The organism is Pseudoalteromonas sp. MMG005, assembly GCF_018101015.1.
GTDB lineage: Bacteria > Pseudomonadota > Gammaproteobacteria > Enterobacterales > Alteromonadaceae > Pseudoalteromonas > Pseudoalteromonas aurantia.
In genome coordinates this window covers 278,443-295,893 of record NZ_JAGJEK010000001.1, presented here as the reverse complement: position 1 = coordinate 295,893, position 17,451 = coordinate 278,443, and the positions used below count along the sequence as shown (strand labels likewise).

At 41.3% G+C, this 17,451-nt stretch carries 16 protein-coding genes; 14 read left to right on the top strand and 2 right to left on the bottom strand.

The window, feature by feature from the left end; all coding sequences use genetic code 11:
- Positions 1-12: 12 nt before the first annotated feature.
- The 3 genes from J8M01_RS01420 (at position 13) to J8M01_RS01410 (ending at position 5,817) form a co-directional block, all read left to right on the top strand.
- Positions 13-2,322: a hypothetical protein gene (locus J8M01_RS01420; protein ID WP_211056767.1), complete on the top strand. Its 2,310-nt coding sequence runs from the start codon at positions 13-15 to the stop codon at positions 2,320-2,322.
- A gap of 123 nt (positions 2,323-2,445) precedes the next feature.
- Positions 2,446-4,572, top strand: a complete 2,127-nt coding sequence (locus tag J8M01_RS01415; RefSeq protein ID WP_211056766.1) for a Cache 3/Cache 2 fusion domain-containing protein — start codon at positions 2,446-2,448, stop codon at positions 4,570-4,572.
- Between the two features lie 9 nt (positions 4,573-4,581).
- Complete coding sequence (locus J8M01_RS01410) at positions 4,582-5,817, top strand: anthrax toxin-like adenylyl cyclase domain-containing protein (protein WP_210995721.1); 1,236 nt, start codon at positions 4,582-4,584, stop codon at positions 5,815-5,817.
- Between the two features lie 44 nt (positions 5,818-5,861).
- Here the strand turns inward: J8M01_RS01410 and J8M01_RS01405 are convergent, their stop codons facing one another.
- On the bottom strand, positions 5,862-6,155 hold the full coding sequence (locus tag J8M01_RS01405) for a PAAR domain-containing protein (protein ID WP_192508840.1): 294 nt from the start codon (positions 6,153-6,155) through the stop codon (positions 5,862-5,864).
- Positions 6,156-6,459: 304 nt separating this feature from the next.
- Between J8M01_RS01405 and J8M01_RS01400 the strand changes: the two genes are divergently transcribed.
- From J8M01_RS01400 to J8M01_RS01390, 3 genes are all read left to right on the top strand, one after another.
- Positions 6,460-6,765, top strand: coding sequence for a DUF6172 family protein (locus tag J8M01_RS01400; RefSeq protein ID WP_211056765.1), 306 nt, complete (start codon positions 6,460-6,462; stop codon positions 6,763-6,765).
- A gap of 172 nt (positions 6,766-6,937) precedes the next feature.
- Positions 6,938-8,752: a bifunctional diguanylate cyclase/phosphodiesterase gene (locus tag J8M01_RS01395; RefSeq protein WP_211056764.1), complete on the top strand. Its 1,815-nt coding sequence runs from the start codon at positions 6,938-6,940 to the stop codon at positions 8,750-8,752.
- Between the two features lie 146 nt (positions 8,753-8,898).
- Positions 8,899-9,702 (top strand): transporter substrate-binding domain-containing protein, encoded by an 804-nt coding sequence (locus J8M01_RS01390; RefSeq protein WP_211056763.1) that lies wholly within the window; start codon positions 8,899-8,901, stop codon positions 9,700-9,702.
- Positions 9,703-9,765: 63 nt separating this feature from the next.
- Here J8M01_RS01390 and suhB read toward each other — a convergent pair whose 3' ends face one another.
- Entirely contained in the window at positions 9,766-10,569 is an 804-nt protein-coding gene (gene suhB / locus J8M01_RS01385) for an inositol-1-monophosphatase (RefSeq protein WP_210995718.1), read from the bottom strand.
- A gap of 215 nt (positions 10,570-10,784) precedes the next feature.
- Between suhB and trmJ the strand changes: the two genes are divergently transcribed.
- The 8 genes from trmJ to fdx all read left to right on the top strand — a co-directional run bounded on the left by trmJ (position 10,785) and on the right by fdx (position 17,132).
- On the top strand, positions 10,785-11,510 hold the full coding sequence (trmJ, locus tag J8M01_RS01380) for a tRNA (cytosine(32)/uridine(32)-2'-O)-methyltransferase TrmJ (protein ID WP_210995717.1): 726 nt from the start codon (positions 10,785-10,787) through the stop codon (positions 11,508-11,510).
- A gap of 212 nt (positions 11,511-11,722) precedes the next feature.
- Complete coding sequence (iscR, locus tag J8M01_RS01375; RefSeq protein WP_010362763.1) at positions 11,723-12,214, top strand: Fe-S cluster assembly transcriptional regulator IscR; 492 nt, start codon at positions 11,723-11,725, stop codon at positions 12,212-12,214.
- 24 nt (positions 12,215-12,238) lie between these two features.
- Positions 12,239-13,462 (top strand): IscS subfamily cysteine desulfurase, encoded by a 1,224-nt coding sequence (locus J8M01_RS01370; RefSeq protein WP_210995716.1) that lies wholly within the window; start codon positions 12,239-12,241, stop codon positions 13,460-13,462.
- A 58-nt stretch (positions 13,463-13,520) separates the two neighbouring features.
- Positions 13,521-13,904, top strand: coding sequence for a Fe-S cluster assembly scaffold IscU (gene iscU / locus J8M01_RS01365; protein WP_010362765.1), 384 nt, complete (start codon positions 13,521-13,523; stop codon positions 13,902-13,904).
- A gap of 12 nt (positions 13,905-13,916) precedes the next feature.
- Positions 13,917-14,240, top strand: coding sequence for an iron-sulfur cluster assembly protein IscA (gene iscA / locus J8M01_RS01360; RefSeq protein ID WP_119861623.1), 324 nt, complete (start codon positions 13,917-13,919; stop codon positions 14,238-14,240).
- Between the two features lie 113 nt (positions 14,241-14,353).
- The gene (gene hscB, locus J8M01_RS01355; RefSeq protein WP_211056762.1) at positions 14,354-14,881 is read left to right on the top strand and encodes a co-chaperone HscB; all 528 of its coding nucleotides are present in this window, start codon (positions 14,354-14,356) and stop codon (positions 14,879-14,881) included.
- 48 nt (positions 14,882-14,929) lie between these two features.
- The gene (gene hscA, locus J8M01_RS01350; RefSeq protein ID WP_211056761.1) at positions 14,930-16,792 is read left to right on the top strand and encodes a Fe-S protein assembly chaperone HscA; all 1,863 of its coding nucleotides are present in this window, start codon (positions 14,930-14,932) and stop codon (positions 16,790-16,792) included.
- A gap of 1 nt (position 16,793) precedes the next feature.
- On the top strand, positions 16,794-17,132 hold the full coding sequence (gene fdx, locus J8M01_RS01345) for an ISC system 2Fe-2S type ferredoxin (protein WP_010362769.1): 339 nt from the start codon (positions 16,794-16,796) through the stop codon (positions 17,130-17,132).
- Positions 17,133-17,451: the final 319 nt, after the last annotated feature.

The window sequence follows — 17,451 nt, the reverse complement described above, 5'->3', positions numbered from 1 at the left end:
TTAGAGGTACTTATGCCATTTGCAACGACACACATTTTAAATACATGGAAGTCTGATACGAATATACGGTTAGCGGCCCGTGGAAAATTACTTAGAAAAGTAGATTCGAAAGTGGCAGCCTATTCGAGTACGCCGACACCTGAGTTTTTTAAAGAGCTTAAAAGTGCTTACTTTTTATGGCAAATCAGTAAAGAAGACAAGTATTTAAATTTAGATGGCTGGCGCTCAAGCCAACGAAATCAATCAGATAAGAACTTTCCAGTAGAACGATTACATAACTTTTTATTCCCTGTCGAAGAGGATCAGCAAGTTGATGACTTTTCTTTACTATTGGCGAAAGAAGCAAAGCGTGACTGCGTACGTATATTATATGGCAGTAAAGCCAAATTTCTTTACAAAGATGATTTAAAGGAAATGGTCAAACAGGCCAAAAAAGATATTACAGAATCACGACGTGAAAAAACAGAAAATGACCGGCAAACACGTGCTAATTATAATGAAGAGCAACAAAGTGAGTCATCGGAAGTTAATCAAATAGCCAACTCTATTGCTGCGCAAATGAGAACGGGTAATGTGATGGCAACAAAGGTAAAGCGAGGGTATGAATGGATCAAAGACATTGCTCAAACTATCTTTGAATTTTTAAAAGGTATTGCAGAAGACTTTGTGAAGTTTTTGAGTGATTGTTGGGCGAGTATTCGTAGTTTATTGATTAGTTTGGTTGCGGAAATTTGTATTGCTTTAGTACCCGGTATTAACTCGATTGTGTCGGCTGGCAAGTCAGTAAAAGAATACACAGACGCAGTGAAGTTAGCGGCAAAAGGCTGCTATCAAAGATACAAAGACAGTAAAACCATGACGCTTGCTAGTAAAACGTATCAGCTTAGAACGGCATTGATGACGTTCGCAAATAATCAGTTCTTGCTAGCAATGAGAGACGCAGCTGTACAATTAGTGAAAGCATTGGAAAATAGTTTTTCAGTTATGTCAGGGATCATGGTGCCTGGTAATGTAAGCAAGGTTTTAACGTTAACTGCATTTTATATTCAGAAAATAGCCGTGTTAGCAAAAGAGTATTATTTTACGCGCAAGCTCAATCGGCATTTATCAAAAATAAATAAATATAACCCTTATGTATCCGATGAGCTATTAAAGGACCCACTCATTGCAGCATATCTCATTGTTAACGCGACTGATTCCACTTTATTTGCCACCGTTCGTGACAATGATGATATGGCCGTGTGGTTAGATTATTGTTCTGAACACGTCTCTGAGTTTGAGTCATTGAAAAAGCGGGCTCAAGAGTATATAGAGTCTCGAAAAATTCGTTTAAAAGGACTGAAGACTAAATCGGATGAAGTTGGACCCGCGCCATTTTTGCTCACAGTGCAAAACTTTGATAAATCAACCTTAAGCAAAGTTGAGTTGAGTAAGCCCAATTCATTACTCGATGACATTCGACAATTTGATAAGTCTTCGTTAAAAAAAGTGGATACGGAAGTTAAACGGGGTAAAGGGTTATTGGATGAAATTGAGCTTCACAACAATAGTGGGTTGCGCAAAACCAAAACTATTGAAAAACAGGGTATTGGGGTCCTAGATCAAATTACTCGGTTTAATAAAAAAGAGCTAGAGCAGGTTGAGACAGAGGTTAAATCTGGCACCAGTGTACTTGATCAAGTTGAATTGTTTAACCGCAAGAAGCTTGGAAAAACCACAACGGTTGTGAAGCGTGGTATGAGTACGCTAGATCAAATAGAGTTATTTAATAAAAAGACTTTGGCGCAGCAAAATACAGCGGAATTTGATTACTTGGCGCAAATTAAAAAATTAGAAATGGCATTGCAGGGGGTCGATTTTAAAATGATCAATCGCACCCTGATTGGCAATAAATCATTACGAGAATCATTGAATGCCTTGGAAAATCAGCCGGTTTCAGTTGCTCAGTGGAAAAAGCTTACTTGGGTTAAATTTGGCCGCCGTCATGAGATAACAAAATCAATAGATGCAGGTGTTGGTATTTATTTCAAATTCTTCACGCAACGAGCACAAGGCATGCTAAGGCCTAAAAACTGCCAGGCAATCGATGGGTGTTTAAAGCAAATTTCGCAAAGGTTAGAAATTCTACAGCGTGATGTACTGTACCCAGTGCAAGCATGGTTAATGCAGTTGGATGCAACTCACCGAACCAGCCCGAGGAGGCCGGCAATGACTCGACTCAATGCCGCGGCTCAGTCTGAGCGCAATGCTTTACAAACATTGGCCATGGAACTTGAGAAATTGAACAGCAGTTATACTGTGATTGCAGGACAAAAGCATTAAGCATGTATAAATGCGATGTAATATTAAGGTCATGGTGTTTTTTACAGGCATTACTATAGTTAGTTTTCGAAAAACGTAGATGACCTTTGAGTGTGTTAAATTAAATGAAAGTAAAAACGAACAATGACGATTAGCCCCCAAGAAAGTATCAAAGCGGCGAAAAGTATTGGTAGTCAGTTAGCAACGCCAGTTTTAGCTGTTTGCCTTATATTTAGTGTGCTGAGCGCGCTGTACTGTACTTTTATTATTTATCAAAAACATAGTCGGTTTCAGAGTGAGATCCGGGCACAAGTGCAGCAACAGACTTTTTCCGCAGCCCAACAAGTGGGAGATAAGTTAGCAGCGACTATGAGTGCAGTAGATAATTTCGCACAAAGTATAACAGCTTTGGAAGATAAGCAGTTGGTGCCACAAATGGTCGAGCAAGAGTTCAATGACAATTTGGATTTATTCTCTCTCAATGTTACGTTTCACCCCTATAAGTTTGAACGCTACACTCGCTATTTTAGCCCTTATTTTGAACGCTTAACGGGCGTCGACCGTCAATTTAATTTGGTGGATTATGATAAACCGGACATTGAGTTTAGTTGGTACCATCGTCCATTAAAAGAAGGTCCTATTTGGACGGAGCCTTATTACGAACCGCAGAATAGCGTGTTAATGAGTACTTACTCAGTTCCTTTCTTTGCATCAGTCGAGGCGCAGCGCAATGGTGATGCACCCATTGGGGTGGTGCCTTCCGACGTGTCTTTAGATTATTTAACAACGTCATTAAAGAAGTTAAAGTTTGGCTTAGGTGGCTACGGCACTATTTTTTCGACTCAGCAAAATTTGATTTCTCATCCGGTATTTTCGTTTGTACGTGAAGGGGAAAATGCTGCGAGTTTATCTGAACATTCAGAGTTTAAATTTTTAAAAAAAGTACAAGGTTGTTTTGCCAAAGATTTGACGTATTTATTTTTTAATGGCGAAACCATGGATAATGATGAACATTACGCCGCGTGTACCAAGATCCCCCATACTGATTGGGTTTTGATCACACGTATGTCGGCGGATATGTTCGAAATGGATAAAGATGCTAGGCGGCAAATGAATATTGTTGCGGTCAGTTGTTATGCCGCGGCATTGATGTTTGCTATCTTTCTATTGACTCGCCAGCGTAAAATTAATTGGACGCAGAATAATATTTCAGTGTCACTCATATTGGTTTTTAGCACCGTGACTGTGCTGGAGTTTGCACGGAGCTTTAACTCGATAGAAGAAGACAGTACGGTGGTGATTACATCAACCGCACAACGAGAAGCACTTGAGACCAGTTATCGTAATCGCATGTTGCAAATGCGCATTGCTGAGCCTAACTATGTGGCGACAGGTATTTATGTCGAATCTATTGAGTTTGTAAATGCCAATAATGTTCACTTAACGGGGTTAGTATGGCAAAAATTGACGGCGAAGCAACGCGATGTGATCCCGGCCAGCGTGAACTTCAATGAAGCAATAGAATCAACGATAACAGAGCAATACCGCAAAGAGTTAAATGATGGTGGTTTGGTTGTTGGTTGGTACTTTTCAGTGATTACGCGTCAGCAATTTGATTACTCTAAATATCCATTTGACCATAAAAATATCGTATTGAGGCTTAAAGGAGCGGATTTGGGCAGCAGTATTGTATTGGTACCAGACTTAGAAGCTTATGAAAAGTTAGGAAAAAGAGATAATCCTGCCATGGCTAAAGATATTGTGATGGAAGAATGGCGCCTCAAGCAAAGTTACTTTAAGTATACGTTTCAAAACTACAATACGAACTTTGGAATGGATAGCTTTGTCAATCAAGATATTAGCCCTGAACTTAATTACAGTATTAACATTGAACGCGAATTCTTAGGCCCATTTGTTACGACGCTATTACCAGTCATGGTGATGGTGTGCTTATTGTATGCATGTATTGTGAGTATGGCATATACCCCATATGGCGACTTGAGGAACAATATTACAGCAGTTGTATTTACCATATTGCTAGCGCATTACAGCATCCGTGAACACTTACAAATAGATGAAGTGGTGTACTTTGAAATATTCTATTTTCTGCTGTATTTCTTAGCGTCAATCTTCATGTTTATCGCGCACAAATACTATAAAGCGCAAGCGACACGCGGTAATGCCAAACTTTACAAAAAAATTGCTGGTATATGGTTTTGGCCAGTGCTGACAACACTGATTTTTATGACAACAATTTCGACATATTATTAAGGAGAACCTGTGAAGAGTGGCAGTGAAAATGCAGAGTTATTGGCGGGTGTACCTGAGGCACACTCTGCAGTGTTTGCAAAGGTTGCAGAAGAAACAAACTGTGTTGTTTCAACCCGTGCAGTGGGGATCTATGCCACACAGTTGATTAATGAAGGTTATGCGACCAAGGGCTATCATGTAAAAGCGAAATCATGTGATTGGGGTCCGATGTCAGGTTTTGTACTAGCCGATCCTGCGCTTGGGAAGAAAGGCACAGGAGGCAGCGCAATTGGGTGGCAAGAAAATAAAGTTGCAGAGGCGATAAATAAGTATGGTGCGATGGCGATTCCATTGTATATATCTGAAGTGCGTCGCAGTGGGTTGCCAGCATTGATGATCCGAGCGAAAAAACACTACAAAGAAGAGAAAGTCAGTGATGATATGTATAACATTACGGCTGCGGCAAAAGACGGGCAGCATCATAAATTTGTTTTGATTAAGGTCGCCACATTACAACAAGGCTCAAAAGCGTATAGCCCAGGGAACGGGGATTGGGCGGTATGTTATGCACCAGATAACGCCTTAGCTCAAGCGTGCACGGGTGCCAGAAAGCAGGTTATTACGCTCGAGTCAGGGCAAACTTACACTCAGTTGTGTGGGCTAACAAACCCTTTGGGATATGGTGCTAAAGCGCCTTCTAATTTTAAAGGTGTTCAGACTGGAGATTATGACTTATGGGGGGTTTTCCCTAAAGAGCGCTTTTTCTCTGAAGAAGAGCAGCAAGTTGTAAGGGCTGCAACCAACGGTAAAAAAGATAACTTCTTACAACGCGATGTAGATGGCAGTGATAGATTTATTCGTACTTATGATGAATACGGCCGCCAGGAAGGTGCACACACGGGCAATTTGTCCCTACTATTGGAAGAAATTGCAGTACGGGTAAATGCTGGATGCATGAAAGCCGGCAGTGGTGGTTGGGTGGTGCATCACAGCGACGAGGCTGGCCGCCCTATGGTAGATGAAATTGATTATGAAGCGGTTGTGTATTTTCCTGATGGGCGCATTTGGATCATGGAAAGTGAGCAAGATGTGAGGACGCTACGTGCTCAGTTGGTGCAAATGCAATATGTTCCGTTATTTAATCCTATCTGGAACTTCAAGTTGGGTTACCAATGGATGAAAATTTTGGTCGAGTGGCTTGATAGGCACGGTTCAATGAAGGGTTTTCCATTGAAAGAGTATCAAAATCTGACTTTGGGGTTGTAAATAGAAGAAATGGCTGTTTTAACAGCCATTGCTACGCACAAAAATCAGCCAATCAGTACGTTAGGCATCCCTAATATGATATTGCCTCCATGGCTTGTCATGTCGCCCATTCTTACAGCTGGTCGGCCACTGATCAGAACGGTGACACTGCCTTTTACGATACTATCGGGAGGTCCAACACAGACCGCTAAGTCACCGACTACAGCAGCAGGCATGCTACCAATTAATACATTTGGTACACTTGGTCCAGAAATCGGGCCTCCAACGTGAGGCACTATACCGGTGACCATAGGGCAAACATGCATATCCGTGATTCTCGCAGCGGGTAATCCTGGCATCTTTATTCGCTTGTATTGTTTATGTTATACAGAATGAGTGTACGTAATTTAGCGTGAACTGCAATCTATTGACCTATATTTTGTCACACATCAGGCGGAGCTGAATGTCGTTTTTTGCAGATGCCGTAGTGCCATACTAGCGTATAACACTGCGTCCATTAAGTTTGCGGGGAAAATACCGAAGTCTGTCTATATAAATATCTTTTTAGTATTCGCTACCATCAATAAATTACAGTAAAATAGTTAGACTAACTTCCATCACTCGGCAGACTGTAAAAACAACTGTCCTGACATTGAGATCATCATGAAAAAAACTTTTGCTTTGACACACCCTAAGTTGAAACCTGCGCGTTTAGTTGACGCAATCAAATATGAAGTGAAGAAATACCTTCGTCGAGAGCGCAATAAGACATTGCCAGCAGGGGTTGATTATTGGGACTTCGATTGTCGATTTGGTCACACTGAGTCGCAAGCAGATGTTATCAAAGTACATGAAATTAATAAGTGTATCGATGAAGCAGCACGTTTAGAACAGCCGTCATTTTATTTAGAAGTGCTCGTAAAGGAAGGTTTTAAAACATCTTCTGATGATATTGATTATGATGAATAATTACTAACATATTATTTGATGATAAAAAACCAGTGCTTTGTCACTGGTTTTTTTTATGTGTACAACAGAGCCATATATCGCTTTATAGGGACATACTGGCGCGTTGCAATAAAAACGTCATACAACCTTGGTAGCTTGTTCGATTATCACTCAATAACTTGGTCTGAATTCAGTGGACAATGCGCCAAATAGAACGTTGCTTGATTTACAAGCGTTAGAAGATATATTGCAGCAGGGCGCTGTGCGTACTTTATTTCAGCCAATATATGATATTTCTAAGCAGAATATTCTTGGCTTTGAAGCCTTGAGTCGTGGGATTTCTGGAACGAGTTTAGAGTTTCCAGAGCGTCTATTCTGTATAGCCAGTGAACAAGGAAAACTGTCGGAATTAGAACTGTTGTGTCGTGAAAAGGCTATCGCACGGTTTGTTGAGCAGGATTTACCAGGCAAGCTGTTTATCAATGTTAGCCCTAATACGCTATTAGATCCAAGCCACCCCAAAGGTGAGACGTTACACTTAGTTGAAAAATATGGCTTGTCTGCAAATCGAGTCGTCATTGAAGTAACAGAGCAAGATAAAGTAGACGATGGATTTTTGTTACTCAAAACCATCGAGCATTATCGTCAATTAGGCTTTAGTATTGCCATTGATGATTTAGGGGCGGGTTACTCGGGATTAAAGCAGTGGTCAGAATTACGTCCAGATTTTGTTAAAGTTGATCGATACTTTATCGATTATTGTGATCAAAGTATTGTTAAGAAAGAGTTTTTAAAATCAATTATAGAGCTGGCAAAAGTCACTAAAACATCAGTGATTGCAGAGGGTATTGAGCGGTTAGAAGAGCTCACTCTACTCGAAAAACTGGGCATAGTGCATGCACAAGGTTTTCTGTTGGCAAAACCCGCTCGCCAACCCCCACGTGCATTAGAAGCCAGTCAAGTCACTCAATTGAACTTACGTTCTCAAAGTAATCATAACGAAATGTCGATGTCGGTTGGGTGTTTAGCGCAAATTGAAGATGCAATAGGGCAAAGTACGCGCTGTAAAGACGCTCATAAACGGTTTGAACAGAATAAATCACTGATGAGCCTAGCAGTTATCAATGCGAAACAACAGCCTGTTGGGTTGTTGCATCGAGATCAGCTGACAGAAGTTTTTGCTGCGCCTTATGGTCACGCATTGTATGCTAAAAAGTCGGTTGTTGAACTGATGGATAAGCAGCCCCTTGTTGTCGATGAAAACGCCAAGCTTGATGTCGTAAGTCAGCAGATCACAGAACAAGAATTTGATATTCGACGCCATATTATTGTTACGAGAGATCTCAAGTACCTAGGACTTGCACCGCTGCGAGATATTTTAAAGCACATAACCGAAGAAAAAATACGTCATGCTCAACATGCAAACCCTTTGACTATGCTACCAGGCAACGTAGCCATTAATGAAGCAATTGAACAACGTTTACGCAGACAAAATACCTTTTCATTGGCCTATGTGGATTTAAATCATTTTAAGCAATTCAATGATTTATATGGTTATGCAAGCGGTGATAGTGTGATCAAGTTATTGGCCGATGTGACGGTTCAAGTGTGCGATCAAAGCAGCTGTTTTGTGGGGCATATAGGGGGAGACGACTTTATGGTGGTATTTGATGGTGATGATGCTGAGCGCTTATGTCATCAGATAATTAATCAGTTTGAGTTGCAGTCGAAAGCATTTTTTACATCTGAGCATGTTGAAGCTGGGGGGTATTGGGCGACAAATAGGGAAGGCCAAAAGCAATTTGTGCCTTTATTAACACTGTCAATCGGGTTAGTCAGACCTGATTTAGAAAGTTGTAATAACAGCCATCAGGTAGCTGCATTGGCGACGGATGCCAAAAAAGAAGCGAAACGCTACCGCAATAGTTATTTGTTTGTTTGCAATCGTCGTAAACCAGCGGCCCCGGTAGTGAGAATAAAAACGACAGTACACGAGTGTTCCGTTTAAATAGCTGTGTCGTCCTTAGAATGCATGATGACAGTTGATATATACTTTAGTAGGTAAATTCGATTTTTTATTCAATGCAGTCGATAAGCCTTGAGTAAATGTGACCTAACGTGTAGCTTAAATGAAAACAATTTTGGAGCGAGCATATGGGGAGATTCATATGGCTTTGCCTATTGTGTAGTTGGGCTAATACATCTTATGCGGTGTCGACTTTATATGTAGCGAAAGAGCAGCGCGTGCTTTATGACCGCGATTTATATTTGTATGAGTTACTTGATAGAGCATTAATTGCAGCGCAATTTGACACGAAAGTAGAGCATATTCAAGTTCACCCGCATCAACAGCGAACTTTACTTGCTTTAAGCCGAGGAGAGGTGGATTTACATTGGAGTATGACCAGTCCTGAACGAGAGCAACTGGCGATTGCTATACAGGTCCCGTTATTTAAAGGTTTTATTGGTAAACGAGCGCTATTGGTGAACCGTGCGCATTTGTCACGCTTTGAAAAAATACAAACAAAGGCTCAGTTAGCAAAATTGACCGCTGTTCAAGGGCATGACTGGCCTGATACGAAAATACTGGCATTTAATGATTTACCAGTACGGCCTATGTCTAAATACCAAGCTATGTTTGCTATGGTAGCGCGTGGTAAAGTTGATTATTTTCCACGCTCTTTTATTGAAGTAGGATCTGAGCTTGCTGAGCGACAGAGTGATGACCTCGTTATATTGCCCAATTTATATTTGTATTACCCGAGTGCATTTTATTTTTTTGTAAGTAAAAAGAAACCTGAGGTTGCTGACGCCTTGAAAAAAGGATTGGCGTTGATGCAACAAAATGGTGAATTTGACATGCTATTTGAGCAGTATTTTGCCGCTAAATTTAACGCATTACCAATGCAAGATGCACGAGTAATAACGTTGAGAAACCCGTACTTTGAAAATAATTAAACGTGCCATATTAAAGACAATAAAAAAGGAGGCAATTGCCTCCTTTTTTGAATATCTATTTCATTAGCACAGTAGTGATTCTGTCAGTACTGGACGAATTTCTTTAACCACTAGTTGGCAAAGCTTAGGTGAGCCACAAATAACGTTACCACTTTGGTTATAACCTGCACCACCAGCGAAGTCCATTACCATACCTCCCGCTTCTTTAACGAGTAGTTCACCTGCTGCGGTGTTCCACGGCTTTAAGCCTAGTTCAAAGAAACCATCAACACGACCTGCAGCAACATAAGCCATATCTAATGCAGGTGAACCTGCACGACGAATGTCAGCTGTATGAATAAACAATGTTTTGAACGCTTCTGTGTATGCGTCTAGGTGATGTTTTTGTCTGAATGGGAAGCCAGTGGCTAATACAGAACCTGCAATTTCGTTACTTTTAGTAACGCGGATGCGGGTATTGTTTAATTGTGCGCCTTGTCCACGTGATGCTGTGAATAATTCACTACGAATAGGATCGTAGATAACAGCTTGGTCTACGCGACCTTTTACTTTTAATGCAATTGAGACTGCAAAGTGAGGAATACCCTTGATGAAGTTAGTTGTGCCATCAAGTGGATCGATAACCCATTGGTAATCTGCATCAGAACCTGTAATTACACCTAATTCTTCACCCACTAAAGAGTGATCAGGGAAGGCTTTTAAAATCGTATCGCGGATGATCGCTTCAGCGTCTTTGTCGATGTTAGTTACAAAGTCATTGCTGCCTTTTTGTTGGGCTTCGACTTTTGATAAATCTTCACATGCACGTAAGATCACTTTACCTGCATTACGCGCAGCGCGTACCGCAATGTTTAACATTGGATGCATAGCATTACCTTTGGGTTGTAAAAGAACAGTATTATTTCAAGCCGGCGTATTTTAGCGACTTTTGATACAAAGTAAACAATAATTGTGAAATTAAATTGATGGTTTTTTGTACGCCCATGATCTTGTGGAACTAATTTTTTTACTGCGGGTTTTACTATGGAGCTGTTCACAAGCTGTGATAAACTCCCGCATTATTTTTCTCAGGGCTTATTAACATGGCATTAGAAGACATTCGCATTGTATTAGTAAATACATCTCACTCAGGCAATATTGGCTCAGTCGCACGGGCGATGAAAACAATGGGATTATCCAAACTCTATTTGGTAGACCCTGCTTGTGAAGTTGATAGTCATGCGAGTGCTTTAGCTGCGGGGGCAACTGATGTGCTTGGTGCTGCGAAAACCGTCAGTACGTTATCAGAAGCCATTGATGGTTGTGCATTAACGATTGGTACCAGTGCACGTTCGCGGACACTGTCATGGCCAATGGTAAACCCTCGTGAATGCGCCGAGAAATTAGTTCAAGAGTCAAATACAGGCCCTGTAGCCTTGGTTTTTGGTCGAGAGAATAGTGGCTTAACAAATGAAGAGCTACAGCTATGTAACTTCCATGTGTGTATTCCAGCAAACCCAGAGTACAGCTCTTTAAACTTAGCTATGGCAGTACAAACGTTAACATATGAAACACGTATGGCATTTCTTGCCACCCAAGATGCGGTAGTTGAAGAGGACGACGTAGTTTATCCGAGCGCAAAGCAAATGGAACTATTTTATGAGCATTTAGAAAGTACGCTCAATGAAACTAATTTTATTGTAAAGCAGCACCCAGGTATGGTTATGACTAAATTGAAGCGTTTATTTAATCGTGCACGTCCTGAAGATCAAGAGCTTAATATTTTGCGTGGTATTTTAACCTCGATAAATAAATCGACACAAAAATAACCATTGTGAGTAGGCTGTTCAGTCGAACACGATTTGCACAAGATAATACTTGACTAAATTACTCGGGTAATTACAATGTGATAATACTTGAGTACTTTGGTCGGGTATTTGGGCAATACCTGTGATTAGACTGGTATTACAAGTGAGTAATACTTGACTATCTTAGTCAGGTAATTAAAATTTGCGCTTTGGTAATCAAGCTCGGGGGCTTTATGAAATTAACATCGAAAGGCAGATATGCGGTAACAGCAATGTTAGACGTTGCGTTGCATACTAAAGCTGGTCCAGTCCCTCTTGCTGATATTTCTGGTCGTCAGGAAATATCTTTATCTTACCTAGAACAATTATTTGCTCGATTACGTAAACATGGGTTAGTGAGCTCAGTACGAGGTCCGGGCGGCGGCTATTTACTTGGTCGTGATGCGCAAGCAATCTCTGTAGGGGATGTGATAAATGCGGTCGATGAGTCAGTCGACGCGACACGTTGTCACGGAGAAGGGGGCGGTTGCCAAAGTGGGATGCGATGTTTAACGCACACACTGTGGTCTGATTTAAGCCAGCGTATCGAAGATTTTTTAAAAAACATTTCCCTTGCCGAATTAGTCGCGAATTCTGAGGTGCAATCTGTTGCATTACGTCAGGATAACAGCGTCAATAGTGCGATGAAGCAATTAGACAATATTCAAGTGAGCTGTCAACTTTAAGGTTGGCGTCAAGCGGAGAAACAAATGAAGTTACCGATTTATTTAGATTATGCAGCAACCACTCCGGTTGATCAGCGTGTTGCCGATGAAATGATGCAATGCCTGACAATGGAAGGGAATTTTGGCAACCCAGCATCTCGCTCGCACCGTTTTGGGTGGCAGGCAGAAGAACTTGTTGACCAAGCGCGTAATGATATCGCTGATTTAATTAACGCGGATCCGCGTGAAATTGTATTCACTTCTGGCGCTACAGAGTCAAACAACCTTGCAATTAAAGGTGCGGCTAACTTTTATCAGAAAAAAGGTAAGCATGTCATCACGGTAAAAACCGAGCATAAAGCGGTTATTGATACATGTCGTGAGCTTGAGCGACAAGGGTTTGAAGTAACCTATATGGAAGTTGAAGAAAATGGCTTGCTTGACCTTAAAAAGTTAGAAGCGACAATGCGCGAAGACACTATTTTAGTGAGCGTAATGCATGTAAATAACGAGCTAGGTGTTATTCAAGACATTGCCACTATTGGTGATATGTGCCGTGAACGCAAGATTATGTTTCATGTTGATGGCGCACAAAGTGCAGGTAAAGTTAAAATTGACCTGAAAGAGTTGAAAGTTGATTTTATGTCTTTCTCTGGTCACAAAGCATACGGGCCTAAAGGTGTTGGTGCACTATATGTTCGCCGTAAACCACGTGCTCGTCTTGAAGCACAAATGCATGGTGGTGGTCATGAACGCGGTATGCGCTCTGGTACTTTGGCAACACACCAGTTAGTTGGAATGGGCACAGCATTTCGTATTGCAAAACAAGATTTCGAAAAAGATCACGCACACATCAGTGCGCTTCGTCAGCGTTTGATTGATGGTGTGATGGGTGAAGATGGCATGGATGAAGTTTACTTCAATGGCTGTATTGAACAGTCGGTACCAGGTATCGTAAACATCAGTTTTAACTTTGTTGAAGGTGAGTCTTTGTTAATGGCCGTTAAAGATATTGCGGTATCATCAGGATCAGCCTGTACTTCAGCGAGCCTTGAGCCTTCATATGTATTAAGAGCATTAGGTCGTAACGATGAACTTGCACATAGTTCAATTCGTTTCAGTATTGGCCGCTTCACAACAGAAGAAGAAATCGACTATACCGTCAAGCTAATGAAAGAGTCGATTGGCCGCTTACGTGAAATGTCACCGCTTTGGGAAATGCATCAAGAGGGCATAGACCTAGACAGCGTTGAATGGGCACACCATTAAGCATTAAGCAATTTTTGTTTGTAGCTTAGTGCTATGAGCATATAGTGAGGAAAGTATTATGGCGTATAGTGATAAAGTAATTGACCACGTAGAGAACCCACGTAACGTAGGTTCTTTAGACAAAAATGATCCAAATGTTGCAACTGGTATGGTTGGTGCACCAGCATGTGGTGACGTAATGAAATTGCAAATCAAAGTATCTGATGGCGGTATTATTGAAGATGCTAAGTTCAAAACGTATGGCTGTGGTAGCGCCATTGCGTCTTCATCATTGGTGACTGAATGGGTTAAAGGTAAATCGCTAGATGAAGCTGCTGAAATTAAAAATACCGATATCACTGCTGAGCTAGAATTACCACCAGTGAAAATTCACTGTTCAATCCTAGCAGAAGATGCAATTCAAGCAGCAATTGCTGATTACAAAAGTAAACAAGCAAAGTAAGAGTAAATAGTTATGGCAGTGACATTAACAGACGCGGCAGCAGATCGAGTTAGAACCTTTTTAGATAATCGTGGCAAAGGGCTAGGTTTGCGTGTTGGCATAAAAACCACGGGCTGTTCAGGTCTTGCTTATGTACTCGAATTTGTTGATGAGTTAAGTGAAGGTGATGAAGTTTTCGAACACCAAGATGTGAAGGTCATTATTGATGCTAAGAGCTTAGTATATATTGATGGCACAGAACTAGACTACACAAAGGAAGGGTTAAATGAAGGGTTTAAATTCGTTAACCCTAACCAGAAAGATGAATGTGGTTGTGGAGAAAGCTTTACCGTTTAACTTATTCGTTTTACGGATGTAACATACCTGAAGAAATATTTTTGGGTATAGAGCCCTACTTTGGTGGGGCTTTATTGTATTTTAGCAAAGCCTTTTATAAGTGAATAAGTGATATGCGTTACTTTGAGTTGTTCGATATTCCAGTAGCCTACGATGTTGATTTAGTTAAAATTAATAAACAGTATTTAGATTTACAGCGTGTTATACATCCTGACAAATTTGCCGGAAAGAGCGAACGTGAAAAGCTACTTGCAGTGCAAAAAACAGCTGAAATTAACGATGCATTGGCTGTGTTAAAACACCCTCTGAAGCGTGCTGAATATATGCTTAGCGAGCGTGGCGTTGATATTCGAGCGGAACAACAAACATTGCAAGACCCGCTCTTTTTAATGCAGCAAATGGAATTACGTGAAATGCTCTCAGAGTTACCTGATAGCAGTGATGTTGAACAAGCCATTGAAGACTTCGAAGTTGAAATTGACGCATTAGATAAACAATATAGTGCGCAGCTATTTACGCAATTAGCCGATGACGCCAATGAAAGTGCATTGCAGGAAGCTGCTGACAACATTCGTAAACTTAAGTTTGTATTTAAATTACGTGACGAACTCGCACGTATTGAAGACAGTTTATTTGATTAATTTTACAGGCTGACCTTTTCGAAGGTGAGCTGCAAAGTGAAGAGCATAATGGCCTTATTGCAAATTGCTGAGCCGGGGCAGAGCGCGGCACCACATGAACATAAACTCGCGATTGGTATAGATTTAGGAACTACTAACTCATTAGTTGCTACGGTACAAAGCGGTGAAGCTAAAACGCTGACTGATGTATCTGGTGCAGCTATGTTACCTTCTGTGGTTAGGTATCACCAGCAGCAGATCGTTGTTGGTCAGCAAGCTCAGCAGGCATCTGTTGAAGACCCAACTAATACCTTAATTTCAGTGAAGCGTTTTTTAGGTAAAACGTTAGCAGAAATCGAGCAAAGTTACGGTCAGTTGCCTTATGAGTTTATTGAGCAAAGCGGTAACGTTGCGATTAATACTGTCGCCGGTGCAGTTAACCCAGTTCAAGCATCAGCAGAAATACTCAAAACATTGAATCAACGTGCAGTTGAAAGTTTTGCTGGTCAAGATATTCTGGGCGCAGTGATCACGGTGCCGGCCTATTTTGATGATGCACAACGTCAAAGTACCAAAGATGCAGCTGAACTTGCTGGGCTCAGTGTATTAAGGCTACTAAATGAACCTACGGCAGCTGCAGTGGCTTATGGCTTAGATTCAGGCCAAGAAGGCGTTATTGCGGTTTATGATTTAGGCGGCGGAACGTTTGATATTTCTATTTTGCGCTTAAACCAAGGCGTTTTTGAAGTCTTGGCAACAGGCGGTGATTCTAGTTTAGGTGGCGATGATTTTGACTCTATGCTGGTGTCATTGTTTAAATCAAAAGTGGGTATTGATGATTTAGACGCGCACGAATTACGCTTATTTATGAACAAAGCCAAAGCATGCAAAGAAGCGCTTAGTGGTTATAAAACGGTTAACGTTAAATTAGATATTAGACAGCAAACTCACACCGTAGCAGTGACACAAGGCGAATTTGCAGAATTAGTAATGCCGTTGGTGAAGAAAACCTTACGTGCTTGTCGTCGTGCTGTTAAAGACGCCGGTGTGACTAACGAAGAAGTACTGCAGGTTGTCATGGTGGGTGGCTCGACACGGATGCCGGTTATTCGTGAAAACGTGGAAAGCTTTTTTGCAAAACAGCCATTGACCTCTATCGATCCAGATAGGGTGGTTGCATTAGGCGCGGCTATTCAAGCTGATATTTTAGTCGGTAACAAGCCTGACTCAGATATGTTGCTATTGGATGTATTACCCTTGTCGCTTGGTCTAGAAACGATGGGTGGCTTAGTTGAGAAGATAATCCCGCGAAATACCACAATTCCAGTCGCGAGAGCGCAAGAGTTCACCACCTTTAAAGATGGTCAAACGGCGATGTCTCTGCATGTACTCCAAGGTGAGCGAGAATTAGTTGATGATTGCCGCTCTTTGGCTAAATTCAGCTTAAAAGGCATACCGCCAATGGCTGCGGGTGCAGCTCACATTCGTGTTACTTTTAAAGTGGATGCGGATGGCTTACTGAGCGTCTCAGCCACAGAAAAATCAACTGGTGTCCAAGCTGACATCCAAGTTAAACCTTCGTTTGGTTTATCTGATGATCAAGTTGCTCAAATGCTCAAAGACTCAATGAGTAACGCCAAAGAAGATATGCAAGCGCGTATGCTAAAAGAGCAGCAAGTAGAAGCGCTCAGAGTACTTGAAGCTTTGGAAGCCTCTTTGCTAACAGACAATAATTTATTAAATGAGCAAGAACTTGCTGATTTACGTGAAGCGATGACGAAGTTGACAAGCATGCGTGAGCAAGCAACGTCACCGGATCAAATTAAGAGTGCCATTGAACATGTTGATGCCGCAAGTAGCGAATTTGCATCACGTCGTATGGATGTATCAATTAAACAAGCACTGCAAGGGCAGTCTGTAGACGAGGTGTAATATGCCACAAATCATCTTTTTACCCCATGAAGAATTATGTCCTGAAGGCGCGGCTATTGAAGCACCTAAAGGGGAAACTGTATTAAACGTGGCATTGAAAAATGGCATTAGCATTCCCCATGCATGTGAGAAATCGTGTGCATGTACCACTTGCCACATTGTGGTACGTGAAGGGTTTGACTCATTAGATGAAAGTGACGAATTAGAAGATGACATGCTGGATAAAGCATGGGGATTAGAGCCCGAATCTCGCTTAGGGTGTCAGGCTATTATCACGGATGAAGATCTGGTGGTTGAAATTCCCAAGTATAATTTAAACATCGTAAATGAAGATCATTAATAGTTAGGGGCTGTTGATCTTTTAGGTTCATTTTTGCAGCAGTTTGATTGGCTTTTATACAAGGCAGAGGCTGCGTAGCATGGTTATTCCATGTGAGTCAGCCGATAACATAGTAGAAAAGCCAATCAAGCGCTGCCTACTGGTTCTTTTGAGCGCCCTTTTCTCTTTGTTGCTTAATATTCGCTTAGATCACTAAGCCACACATTAAGCGCCGCGATAAAAGCACGCTCAAAGAGAACAAAAATAGAACAGCAAAGATCAACAGCCCCTAGTCTCTGTCATTTATTATGATGAAAACCGTAGCCCATGAGCTGCGGTT

Excerpts from the sequence above, each read along its gene's own strand:
- hscA (WP_211056761.1), top strand. The coding sequence starts at position 14,930 with ATGGCCTTATTGCAAATTGCTGAGCCGGGGCAGAGCGCGGCACCACAT.
- J8M01_RS01420 (WP_211056767.1), top strand. The coding sequence starts at position 13 with ATGCCATTTGCAACGACACACATTTTAAATACATGGAAGTCTGATACG.
- hscB (WP_211056762.1), top strand. The coding sequence starts at position 14,354 with ATGCGTTACTTTGAGTTGTTCGATATTCCAGTAGCCTACGATGTTGAT.
- suhB (WP_210995718.1), bottom strand. The coding sequence starts at position 10,569 with ATGCATCCAATGTTAAACATTGCGGTACGCGCTGCGCGTAATGCAGGT.
- J8M01_RS01415 (WP_211056766.1), top strand. The coding sequence starts at position 2,446 with ATGACGATTAGCCCCCAAGAAAGTATCAAAGCGGCGAAAAGTATTGGT.
- J8M01_RS01390 (WP_211056763.1), top strand. The coding sequence starts at position 8,899 with ATGGGGAGATTCATATGGCTTTGCCTATTGTGTAGTTGGGCTAATACA.
- J8M01_RS01405 (WP_192508840.1), bottom strand. The coding sequence starts at position 6,155 with ATGCCAGGATTACCCGCTGCGAGAATCACGGATATGCATGTTTGCCCT.
- iscA (WP_119861623.1), top strand. The coding sequence starts at position 13,917 with ATGGCAGTGACATTAACAGACGCGGCAGCAGATCGAGTTAGAACCTTT.
- J8M01_RS01400 (WP_211056765.1), top strand. The coding sequence starts at position 6,460 with ATGAAAAAAACTTTTGCTTTGACACACCCTAAGTTGAAACCTGCGCGT.
- J8M01_RS01370 (WP_210995716.1), top strand. The coding sequence starts at position 12,239 with ATGAAGTTACCGATTTATTTAGATTATGCAGCAACCACTCCGGTTGAT.
- trmJ (WP_210995717.1), top strand. The coding sequence starts at position 10,785 with ATGGCATTAGAAGACATTCGCATTGTATTAGTAAATACATCTCACTCA.
- fdx (WP_010362769.1), top strand. The coding sequence starts at position 16,794 with ATGCCACAAATCATCTTTTTACCCCATGAAGAATTATGTCCTGAAGGC.
- iscR (WP_010362763.1), top strand. The coding sequence starts at position 11,723 with ATGAAATTAACATCGAAAGGCAGATATGCGGTAACAGCAATGTTAGAC.
- iscU (WP_010362765.1), top strand. The coding sequence starts at position 13,521 with ATGGCGTATAGTGATAAAGTAATTGACCACGTAGAGAACCCACGTAAC.